Annotated in this window: 14 protein-coding genes and 1 pseudogene; 7 read left to right on the forward strand and 8 right to left on the reverse strand. The window is 48.0% G+C overall.

Annotated features, from left to right (window positions below):
- Window positions 1-67: 67 nt before the first annotated feature.
- Together AT710_07700 and AT710_07705 are read left to right on the forward strand one after the other, a co-directional pair.
- The gene (locus AT710_07700) at window positions 68-565 is read left to right on the forward strand and encodes a hypothetical protein (GenBank protein KUO91019.1); all 498 of its coding nucleotides are present in this window, start codon (window positions 68-70) and stop codon (window positions 563-565) included.
- Complete coding sequence (locus tag AT710_07705; GenBank protein KUO91020.1) at window positions 566-1,390, forward strand: hypothetical protein; 825 nt, start codon at window positions 566-568, stop codon at window positions 1,388-1,390.
- A 70-nt stretch (window positions 1,391-1,460) separates the two neighbouring features.
- On the opposite strand, the gene AT710_07710 is transcribed toward AT710_07705, so the two are convergent.
- On the reverse strand, window positions 1,461-2,669 hold the full coding sequence (locus AT710_07710) for a hypothetical protein (protein KUO91021.1): 1,209 nt from the start codon (window positions 2,667-2,669) through the stop codon (window positions 1,461-1,463).
- Between the two features lie 104 nt (window positions 2,670-2,773).
- On the opposite strand from AT710_07710, the gene AT710_07715 reads away from it, so the two are divergent.
- Window positions 2,774-3,391 (forward strand): hypothetical protein, encoded by a 618-nt coding sequence (locus AT710_07715; protein ID KUO91022.1) that lies wholly within the window; start codon window positions 2,774-2,776, stop codon window positions 3,389-3,391.
- On the opposite strand, the gene AT710_07720 is transcribed toward AT710_07715, so the two are convergent.
- On the reverse strand, window positions 3,388-3,687 hold the full coding sequence (locus AT710_07720; protein KUO91023.1) for a hypothetical protein: 300 nt from the start codon (window positions 3,685-3,687) through the stop codon (window positions 3,388-3,390). The genes AT710_07715 and AT710_07720 overlap by 4 nt on opposite strands.
- Entirely contained in the window at window positions 3,675-5,066 is a 1,392-nt protein-coding gene (locus AT710_07725; protein KUO91032.1) for a ubiquinone biosynthesis protein UbiD, read from the reverse strand. The genes AT710_07720 and AT710_07725 overlap by 13 nt, the downstream gene beginning before the upstream one ends.
- Window positions 5,067-5,168: 102 nt before the next feature.
- On the opposite strand from AT710_07725, the gene AT710_07730 reads away from it, so the two are divergent.
- Window positions 5,169-5,711: a hypothetical protein gene (locus AT710_07730; GenBank protein KUO91024.1), complete on the forward strand. Its 543-nt coding sequence runs from the start codon at window positions 5,169-5,171 to the stop codon at window positions 5,709-5,711.
- 62 nt (window positions 5,712-5,773) lie between these two features.
- Here AT710_07730 and AT710_07735 read toward each other — a convergent pair whose 3' ends face one another.
- From AT710_07735 to AT710_07755, 5 genes are all read right to left on the reverse strand, one after another.
- On the reverse strand, window positions 5,774-6,316 hold the full coding sequence (locus tag AT710_07735) for a hypothetical protein (GenBank protein KUO91025.1): 543 nt from the start codon (window positions 6,314-6,316) through the stop codon (window positions 5,774-5,776).
- Between the two features lie 12 nt (window positions 6,317-6,328).
- Window positions 6,329-7,135 carry a hypothetical protein gene (locus AT710_07740; GenBank protein ID KUO91026.1) on the reverse strand — a complete coding sequence of 269 codons (807 nt, stop codon included), beginning with the start codon at window positions 7,133-7,135 and terminating at the stop codon, window positions 6,329-6,331.
- A 33-nt stretch (window positions 7,136-7,168) separates the two neighbouring features.
- Window positions 7,169-7,855 carry a hypothetical protein gene (locus AT710_07745; GenBank protein ID KUO91027.1) on the reverse strand — a complete coding sequence of 229 codons (687 nt, stop codon included), beginning with the start codon at window positions 7,853-7,855 and terminating at the stop codon, window positions 7,169-7,171.
- A gap of 19 nt (window positions 7,856-7,874) precedes the next feature.
- The gene (locus AT710_07750) at window positions 7,875-8,405 is read right to left on the reverse strand and encodes a hypothetical protein (protein KUO91028.1); all 531 of its coding nucleotides are present in this window, start codon (window positions 8,403-8,405) and stop codon (window positions 7,875-7,877) included.
- Window positions 8,406-8,495: 90 nt separating this feature from the next.
- Entirely contained in the window at window positions 8,496-8,762 is a 267-nt protein-coding gene (locus tag AT710_07755) for a hypothetical protein (protein KUO91029.1), read from the reverse strand.
- A gap of 92 nt (window positions 8,763-8,854) precedes the next feature.
- On the opposite strand from AT710_07755, the gene AT710_07760 reads away from it, so the two are divergent.
- The 3 genes and pseudogenes from AT710_07760 to AT710_07770 all read left to right on the forward strand — a co-directional run bounded on the left by AT710_07760 (window position 8,855) and on the right by AT710_07770 (window position 10,620).
- Complete coding sequence (locus AT710_07760) at window positions 8,855-9,286, forward strand: hypothetical protein (protein ID KUO91030.1); 432 nt, start codon at window positions 8,855-8,857, stop codon at window positions 9,284-9,286.
- Window positions 9,286-10,140, forward strand: a complete 855-nt coding sequence (locus AT710_07765; GenBank protein ID KUO91031.1) for a hypothetical protein — start codon at window positions 9,286-9,288, stop codon at window positions 10,138-10,140. The genes AT710_07760 and AT710_07765 overlap by 1 nt, the downstream gene beginning before the upstream one ends.
- A gap of 147 nt (window positions 10,141-10,287) precedes the next feature.
- Window positions 10,288-10,620: pseudogene (locus AT710_07770) on the forward strand.

The raw sequence follows: 10,620 nt of genomic DNA on the forward strand, positions 1-10,620 counted from the left end.
TAAGCCCTGAATCCCGCGGAGTTTCCTAATCAATTGCTTTTTATTGAGGCTTCACATTAATGTGTCAATGGATGAGGTCGGTTTAGTCTTTCTCGTGGGCGTATTGATTGGAGATAGAGGCGAGGGAGGAGCAGTATACGCTCCATATAGGCAATACATCGATATATTAAGTAAGTGGATTAATGATCCGGATGCATTAATAAAGGGGCTCAGCGAGAAAGGCAAGTTAGCGATACAGAAGCATGGCTCTGGTTATAGGGTCGCGTTGATGGATGTGGATGCCGTGGGAAAGGCGCGTGCACTGCTCATGCCTCCATCCCGCGAAGCATTCGTGAAGGTAATGGATGAGGCAATAAGGCAATCCGCCAATCCATTAACTGGGTATGCAGATATAGGGTCAGTGATAAAGGCAATATCGACTAAGTTAGGCATTGATGGCAATGATGCCGAGGAAATGGTGATTAAGGCAGTGCTTGGCTCCAAGTCGTATATATTGGCGTACGGCGGCTCCCATAGGATCAAGGTGGGTTCATCCTATTATGGATTAATTAAGAAGGTGAACTAGATGCAGAGGGCGCTCGTGACCGGCAAATTCAATTCAGTGAGGCTCCTAGGCCCATCCTGGCTCAGGGCTAAGGAGGAGGTTCTTCGCCATATAAGGAATGGGAACCAATTAATAACAATTATAGGCAGAGCTGGTTCAGGCAAGACAACGCTCCTCCTCAGCATGTGTGGCGAGCTTCAGAATTGTTTCTATACCGATATGGCTGGCTCCAGCGATCGGGATTTATCGGCGATGGTGGCCTCGCTCATAATGGATAACATGGAGAAGATAAGGTCAATACAGGAAACGCTTAGGCGAGAGAAGGGGAACCTGAAGGCATTCTCCAAACTGGGTCCTCAGGACCTTATAGAGCTGGCCCGCATCCATCCAATAACATTCCTTGGATTGCTGAATGAGGCCGTGAGTAGACTGGGGGGAAGAATCATAATGGAGGTAGATGAGGGATTGCTTTCACAGGATGATCCACGGGCATTCAAATTCATTGAGGCAATGCATGGCTTTAGGAATAACATGAGGCTGCTGGATTCAACTCACCTAGTGGTAACAATGCTGCCCGACGTCGTTGACTTAATAGCTAAGGTCGATATGCCGCTCTTTGAAGTAATGAGGCTAGCCACCATAATGTTGCCGGACTACGTTGGGCCTGATGATATTCAAGACATAGCTAACGCGCTCTCCCTGTCAATGGATGCCATAGACAAGATAAGTAGATTAGGTCCATTAACCATGAGGCAATTAATATGCGTTGCCGCTAATCTAAATGATGTGGCTAAGTGCGGCATAAATGAGATAGAGATGGATGTTGTTGGAACCGAGGCCGTGTGATAATTCTTGGAGGTAATGTTTATATATGCGTTACCACTAATTAGACACGCAATCAACAAAAATAATTCAATTACCTCCTCGAAACCCTCAATTCCTCAAATCCATCGGGGAACTTAGTTAATAGTTCTATGCCGTTCGCCGTGATGAGAACAGTATCGGAGTGCCTATAGCCGCCATTGCCTGGGTAATATATTCCTGGCTCGCATGAAACAATCATGCCGGGCTTAAGCTCGGCATTGTATCCTATATCGAGGAATGGAGGCTCATGCCCCTCTATGCCTAGGCCATGGCCAACATGGTGCCTCAAGTGATCCGTTACTCCAAGCTCCTTGGCTTTCCGCCTCACTGCTTCATCCACTTCCTTAACCTTGACGCCGGGCCCCATTACTGAGAGCGCTGCTTCCCTTAACTTCATCATCGCGTTAAATCTATTCTCAGCCTCAGGTGGATTGCCCACTATTATTGTTCTCTCCAGCTCCGAGTGATAGCCCCCTACATCCGGCCCCGCCCCGCTTCCCAATACGTCGTTTTCCCGTATAGGTCGTGGAGCGGCTAATGCGTGTGGATACGCCGAGTATTCCCCTACTTGACCCCTGAATCCTATGAAGTTCGGCACGCTATCCGTTAGAGGCATGTATTCGGGCCCCATTTCCCGCTTCATTTCCCTGCTAGCCTCTAGGCTTGCCTCCAGCGATATTTCCCAATCATATGCGCCGGGCCTTATTTTGCTCATCAGTATTTCATGGGCTCGAGCAGCCCATTTCCCGCTTTCCCTGATTAGCTCGATCTCTAGGCTTGTCTTTATGATCCGCATCTCCTCAATTATTCCCTTGACTTGCTTAATGCTCAATCCCTCCTTCTTCAAGAGAGCCGATAAGTCGCTGCCGCTGTATCCCCAGAACGATGATGCGCCCGCGGGGTTATCCATTCCAATCACCTTTAATCCGCTTCTCTTAGCAACGCTGATTATGGTGTCTCTGAACATCATCATGGGCTCCACATCGCCGGGGTAATCAAAGTAGTAATTCTCCTCCGTGAATACCCTGCTCCTGAACTCCACGTGCCCCTTCTCCACCATTGGTCCCATGAATACCACATCGCTTGACTTGGCCGAGATAAGCACGGCGAGGGGTCGCTCAGTCTGGATCATGAAGTACCCAGTTAGGTAGAATATGTTTGGCGCACTAGTTAGGTAGAGGGCATCAATTCCCTCGCTCACCAGTTTTTGCCGTAGCGCCTCAAGCCTTTTAGCGTATTCTGAATCCGGTAATCTCCACATGAGGTAAGCAATTGTTTAGCGGTTATTGAGTTTTCCGCGCCTATCCTCCTCGAATATTCATCTTCGGCACTAGGCTTATTAAGTCCGTTATTAGGCTGGCGGTAATGATTGGTTCACGGTCATTCATGAATCGCTGGAGCACCACTGTTCAATTATTCATAATAAACAGCGTCATATCGATACCGGCGCTGGTGAGTCCATCAATAAGTAACCTATTCACTTCCCTATTTGCTGTGTATCGTCCATGGTTCCTAGTGACCAATAATCCCCTTGTGCCTAATGTCCTTGGAGTCTTCATGTCCATGTTTTATGACCCCACGTTCCTGGACTACTTCTTCAATATGTTGACCCTATGGTTCCTCGGCCCCTTCTTTGAGTCTAGGTTCGGCGCTAGGCTATTCTGGGAGGTCTACGCCGTGAGCGGCATAGTTGCTGCATTATCCGTCTATATTTACCCACCCCTCACGGCAATAGCTGGCGCAAGCGGCGCCCTCTTTGGAATAGTTGGGTTCATGATTGCCAGTCCATATAGGTGGGCCATATTATCCAACCCAATAAACATAATATCGATAATATTCCTATTAAGTCCCCTCGCCGCGGGCTACGGCATAGCCTACCTCGGCCACCTCCTGGGCTTTGTGGTTGGCTTGGCTCTGGGCTTCTACTGGAGCAGGCGACTAGTGTATAGGAGAACCTATAGAGTGCGTTGGGGGCCTTATTAGGGCATTACCGTGAATGACGATGAGCAATTGGCGTCGCCGGCAATACAGGTCACCCTATACTCGCCTGGATCCGCTGGGTCCCCATTGCGGTATTGATCCCAAATCACCGTGGTTGATTCACCAGGCCTCAGTAATTGATTCACGTACTTCTCTATGGATACCCCCATCGATTCTATAATGCACTTACTCACCTTTATCGAGTCATCGCCTACATTACTGATTATTATGAATATCATTTCGCCCCTGGCGTACCTATCGCTGCTTAATTGAACCTTGCACTTAATCATTGCCTCCACCTCCTCAGCAACTCATTGACCATTTTCTCCGCGTTCTCCTCTATAACTGGATTAGATGCAGCGTCCTCAGGGTATTTTTGCCCACCATACTCCTCAGGCAGTTTCCTGGTGGCATCTATTCCAACCTTGCTGCCCAGGTTCGGGATTGGGGTTGATGGGTCCAATTCCTCCGTTGGATAATCGCTTATTATCAATAGATCCCTTGCTGGATTCATGTGGGCCGATATTGCGTACATTACTTGATTCATGTTCCTGACATCCACATCATCATCAACCACTATTATTAGTTTGCCGTAAAGCGGCGATAATGACCATAACATGGTCATCACCTTCCTCGCCTGCCCCGGCGTTGTTTTCCTAATGGACACAATGTAAACATAGCCAAGCCCGCTCGGCGGCATGTAGATATCAATTAATTCCGGCATCATGAGCTTAAGCATGGGAATTATCACTTGATTGGCGAAGAGAATCATATTGCCATCCTCCAACACGGGCTTCCCCGTCACAGTCACTGGAACCACCGCATCGCTCCTGGAGTATATCGCCTTTACCTTAGCCACGGGATAAGGCTTACGAATGCTATACACGCCCACGTGATCCCCAAATGGCCCCTCCTCGACGTACTCGCCCGTTAACTCCGCCTCAATCACTACCTCTGCTCGAGCTGGGTAATGAGTGCTTATGGTTCGCCCCTCACTTAACTCAATGCCTCTCCCGCTCAGCATGCCCGTGACCAGCACCTTATCCAGGGGATGCGGAATCGGGGTGGCCGCCATCAACATGAGGAGTGGATCGGGCCCGAAAACTATCGCAACCTCATTGGTGTGCCTAGAGTACTCTGCGCTCCTTCTATTCGGCATCCAATGCATTATAATCTTGTCCTCACTTAATACCTGTATTCTATAGTACCCGAAATTCACGACTCCATCCCTCTCAATGAATGTTATGCCCATTGTATAGAAGAACGCCGGTTCCCCAATCCATTGCCTAATGGCCGGTATCCTCCTTAAGTCAATGCGTTTCCACTCCACTTCATGCACGGGCGACTTATTCGTTACGCGGGGNAGAAATTTACCCATCTCCGCCACCTCGCTTAATGACTTAATCGCATTGCTGAGCGAGGCGAATCTAGGCTTAAGCATTAATGAAATGTTCTTCTCCAGCGAATTAATGGATGCATTCCCCATAGCTACCTGAACACGCTCCCACGTGCCGAATAGATTCACCACGGCTGGGAGACTATTTTCCTTAATTCTCCTAAATATTACTGCCGGTCCCCCCCTATACATCAGTTTCCTAGCTATTGCCGGTAATTCGAGATCAAGGCTAATCGGTTCATCCACCTCCACTAACTCATTTCTCTTGCGTAACTCATCCATGTACTCCCTTAGATCCACCACTGGATGAGATCCAATGCCTCTTTAAAAAACTAAGCGATCTTGTCACATCACTTAAAAATACCCTGCCCCCGAGTCTGAGTAATGCCGGATCAAGCAGGCGAGTTAAGGCGTGCAGTGGAGTTAATGGAGAGGCGCGGCTTCAAGCTGATTGAGCTCAATGAGAGAAGCGCATTGATGGGTCTCGCCAATATGATCGTAATGATAGCTGTCCCAATTAAGGATTATTGGTCATGGTTAACCATAGATGATGCAGTGAAGGAATTCATGCTGGATAAGGTGGATTCCGTTATAATTATCTCGGAGAGACCATACTACTTGGCCGATGAATTAAATGCGGCAATAGAGAAAGCAAATCTATTGGGCAAAGGATTGAGGGCCAGAGTATACCCAGTATATACGGGGGACATGGATGGCCAACTCAATTTCGTGCTAGGCACTCTGCTTACCGTTAATTACGACAAGATAAGTAACTCAACCATAAGTGATGGTCCATGTCCCTCATGCGGTGAACCCATGAAACTAGTGTTTAGGCACTCATTCACTGCAGAGGATGGACAAGTAATCGAGGAGGTGATCACTTGCACCAAATGCAGCGTGAGGCTCCATAGATTAATAATGCAATAAAATGCAATGCATAGGGATTAAGCAAATACCCCCCAACTAGCTCAATTAATGAAGGCCCTCTATTATTGGGAGGGGGCCTGCATGGCTAATTCCAAGTACGTGCGCCGCTCTATTTGCTCCGGTTTAAGGCCGAGTTTTTCCTGGGCGAACTTAAGGATATCTTGGGCAGCCTCATCTATTAATGATTCATCGCTGACCATGGTCTCCACCTCCACGAACTTGCCTAGGTTATCTGCATTATCCAAGTAAATCGTGTATTTATCCACTGTGAATAATTCCCTGCGCTTCCTTATTACGGCGACCTCCTTGAATCCTAGGCTAGCCATCATTAAAGCCGCATTATCGTAATCATCCACCTTTAGGTTAATCTCCATTCTAGACTTACCCACAGACCCAATCCTTCGACCCTTATAAGTCATAATAACCTCCCCATCACCGTGGATCCTGATGCGTATTGCCTCATCTGACTGAGCGAAGTCGCGGCATGGNTGGTTAAAGTAATGATCCTCCTCAACGCTTATACCAATAGGCTTAGCCATCAGTGATACTATTTTTCTTAAGTCATCGAGGAGAGAAACCCTGTACTTTATTTCCACTTCAAACATNACGGTGGCGCCTCAATTAAGGCCTGGNGATTTACATGGCGGATGAGTTGGATCACCAACCTTAAATCCAAACAATAAGCACCTGCCCCTAGTTGATCCATAATATATACAGTCATTACAATTATCCGGCCTCCCCATAACAAGCTTAAAGCCAGTAACCGTTACTCCACGAAGAGCCCCCTCCACCGCCGACTGCCTAGAACTCTGTTGACCCATTAAATCAAGCAATGGTTGCTGCGGCTGAGTTGGGGGCGGTGGTAATTGTGGCTGGGGCGGCGGAGGCGACACGGGAGGCAGCGGCAATAACGGCAATTGAGGCGGCGGTGGTAATTGTGGCTGGGGCGGCGGAGGCGACACGGGGAGCTGTTGTTGTGGTTGAGTTGGTGGTGGAGGCGGCGGTGGTAATTGCTGCTGAGGCTGTGGCGATTGTTGAGCCGCCTTTTGCGGCTGCAGCTCTATGCTGAACTCGGTCCTGGCCTCGTTCAGTATGATGGTGGTTATCTGATCCATGGGCATTGGTTCCCCTTCGAAAATCTTCTTGTTATTTATCACCATGGCCGGAAGCATCATTATCCCATCCTGCCTCAGCGCCGATATTAAGTACCGTAGTTGAGGCGGGATCTTCCTCTCCTCCTTTTCGCCCACGTACTTCGCGGTTTCAGCAGCGGTTTCAGGCTTGACCTTAACTATTGTTAGCTTAACCTTATCGGGGTTCTCCCCCATTTTGCTTAATTGGTTCCGTAGGTTCTCAACCAGCGACTTCAATGACTTCTCATACTCATCGAATCTCTCCGATATCGTGTAGAACTTAATATACATTATCTCACGTTTCCATAACCTAATAATGGCTTTTTAACTCTTTTGGTTAATATAGGTGAACAACTTGTTTCTATATATCATGCGCTCCACGACCCGTCCTCCCGGCTCCAGCTCATAAAATATCTGCGTATCGTAAATATAGGCGGATCCATTGCATGCCTCACATTTCTCTCCACATTTATCGCCTATCAGCGTGCAAATAAAGCCATGTAATTCATCTCTATTCTTAAATGGCTCGCCATTTCGCCTCTGTATTGCTGCCTCAACAAGTGTTTGGGGCAATATTACCTTGGTTCCCCTCCCAATCTTGATGAGCAATCCATGACGCCCCGGCACAAATTCATTGAATTCGCTAAGCTTTGTTTCCCTCATGTTGCCCACGAGGGTCACCTCGAAAATACAGTGATCCANTTCGGCTGAGGTCAACGGGCTAAACCTGGGGTCATTAAATGCGGCATACTCGGAGACTAGGGCCAGATCCATGGGTAGCCTATTCATGGGGATTGGGGAACCCATGCTTCCTCGAACAACTCTCCTCATTACTCCAGCATCATTAATTATCTTCTCTATGGTTACCCAGACCCCAAGCCTCAACGTGTTTATGGTGGATGTCAATGGATTCAGGTTCCGCGTTAAGCCTAGTCTACTCTCCACAACGGATCTAGCGAAGCGCACTGCGGCAATTCCATCCTCGAGCGATAATGGCTTGAATTCACTCATCAATGCCGTTCCGCGTCATTTATTGAATTTTAAATATTGTGCTTCCATCCATGCATATAGAATTGATTCTTTTACTTAATTCCATGGCTCTGATCAATATATCTTGAATCTTTCTATGATGATTGCCAACCCAATAAAGCTTCCCACAATTAATGCATTTAAGGAATTCATCATGCTGCTCCACAACTTTCGCCGGCAATAAGGACTCGACATCCCTCCTCCCAATCCTGGTCAAGTGGCCACCGCATATGGGGCAAAGGGATTTGCCGAACTCAATCCTTAAATCAATGCCAAGGGCCCTACTCATCACGGCTAACCAAACCAAGTGATCATCAGTTATAAGCAGTATGGCGCTCCCCCTTCTCGCTCTGTATAATTGCTCGTCCCGGGTAATCACTAGCCCAGGAACGCGCGCCAGGAAATCATCGTCATAGGATGCATCGTAGTGAGCCTCGACGCCCAGCATGCGTAGCCACCTGGCCAGCCATCCTAGCATGGAATCCACATAGACATCGCCGCTGCTGACGCCACAGAAATTGGCCTCCGCCACATCTACTTGATTCTCCAAAAATATTTATAGTTATGGGAGCTAGACCTTGGCCTCCACAGGCGCTCGCCAAGCCCATGGAAACCAGCTGCCTTAATTCTTCATTGGTTGTGGCGGTGATTGGCTCATCATTATTATGGTGCCATTATCCATCACGCAGAGAGGCATTATAGTGGATTCATTCGCTGCTTCCTGATGCATGCATCTATATTGGAGGACATTAATCAATTGCTGGTAATTTTCAGCCGCGGCATTGGCCTCGTACTGCATAGTGAAGTACGGGATTGTCGCTAGGATCAGGGTTATCACACCGATCAATGCGATTAGCGTTCCCAGCGATGATATTCCTTTGCTTCTCATGACGATTTAATGGTTCANCCATTATTAAAGCTATATATCATTGGTTCCCTTCATGCGTCACTTATTTAAGTTAAAGCGATGCATGGCTAGGCATGACTAATGGAAAAACAAGAAAAGGATTAAGTCAGGTGGTGTGGGTGGCCATATCCATAACGGTAATGGTAATTCTATTGGCGGTTCTATGGCCGGCCATAAATAAATCACTCGTGGGGTCAAGCGTTGTTGCGGTCTCGGCCAACACGGCTGGAAGCAACATGCTTATAGTGAACGTCAAGGACATTGGAGTGAGCCCAATATCGATCATCGGCTCGCCGCTCCTACTCCAGCAGTCAGGTATCAATGCCACTGATTGCTCCCCCGTCTCCGCATCCATAAATGGGGAACCGACTCATTTAATCGGTAATACGCAAATACAACCGGGAGACACCGTCTCCGTCATGTATGGCGGGGCCGGTTGCTATCAAGTCAGTTCAATAATAGTCGACACCACTCAAGGAGAATTCACGAGTTATGTGGCCTCATAATGATAAAGCTAATAGTGGGTTCTCCCCGTCTAATGGAGCCGCTGGGATTGACTTGGAGAAGGGCCCCTAATTGCATTGATACTGGTATTAACCACGTGCTGAGCGATCTGGAGAAGATGGTGCTTTATAGGTTAAGTTCATCCATTAATTTCCCCCAACGCCATGTTGCGATTGATGTGGACTTCAAGGACTTCATCAATAATTGCGACGGGGAACTATGCGCATCACTGCGATTCTCGATAAATGTGGACAGCGATGCAACTGCATCGGGCATCTGCTCATCATATGCCTTGACCCCGATCGAGCCCGCCTCCACAATTATTGGATTCGCATTAGCCGTTGCCTTCAAGGATGTCGCGTTGGAGATCTATAGCGATTATTACTTAAATTACCCAGACATAATGAATCTCCTCAGGCTAAACAGGAAAGGCGAGTTACGCATATTCACAAATACGTTTAAGGAAGACGCATTATTCCTAGCCGATGAAGTGTACGTACCCAACGTGGGCATGCCATCCATGCGCGAATTCAGGGGTCAATTCAATAATAAAATGCAATTAATCACTAGGCGNGAGTATGGATTAATAGATGTGCATGATAGCCAAGCATCTATCTATGAGGGGACAATTATGAGTGTGGATCAAGATGTAATTAAGGCCTTGACTCTCCTAGTGAAGAAACTAGGCGGTGCATCGACTCTAGCGTCCCTTAGCGACCTACTTTCAGTGAATGGAGTGCCCCCCACGACGATAAGTAGGGCTGAATCAATGGGACTAATATGGATTGAGAGGAGAAGCGCCATGACTAGAGCAATGGCGACTCCCCTCGGCTTCTCCCTAGTCGGTAATCAATGAAACTGGCCTCCTCCCCGCCCTAAAGGGCGAGGTTTGTCGTTCGTTTTATCACCATCATGGCGAGAGGCCGCCAAGCACGCTTTATCCACGCCTTGGGGAATGCTTTAGGGTTACGCTTAAAAATGAGTGAATATCGGCAATGAACGTATGAAGATCTCAAGTCGCGTCGGCATCTTGCCCGGGTCCAGGATAAGGGAAACACTGGGCGCCGTAGATGAGCTTAAGTCACGCGGCGTCGATGTGATAGAAATGCATATAGGGCAACCCGGTCTCCCGCCGGCCCAGGCAATGCTTAAGGAATTCACTGAGCAATTACTCGCCAACTCATTTAACATGAGTTCCTATACGCCCACTCCAGGCATCCGGGAATTACGGGAGGCAATAGTGGAGGATTATAAGCGGTACTCAGGCATTAAATTGGAGCCGGAGAACGTCGTTGTCACCACGGGCTCATCTGAGGCAATAATAGGGCTAGCCATG

Source organism: Thermocladium sp. ECH_B (genome assembly GCA_001516585.1).
Taxonomy (GTDB): domain Archaea; phylum Thermoproteota; class Thermoprotei; order Thermoproteales; family Thermocladiaceae; genus Thermocladium.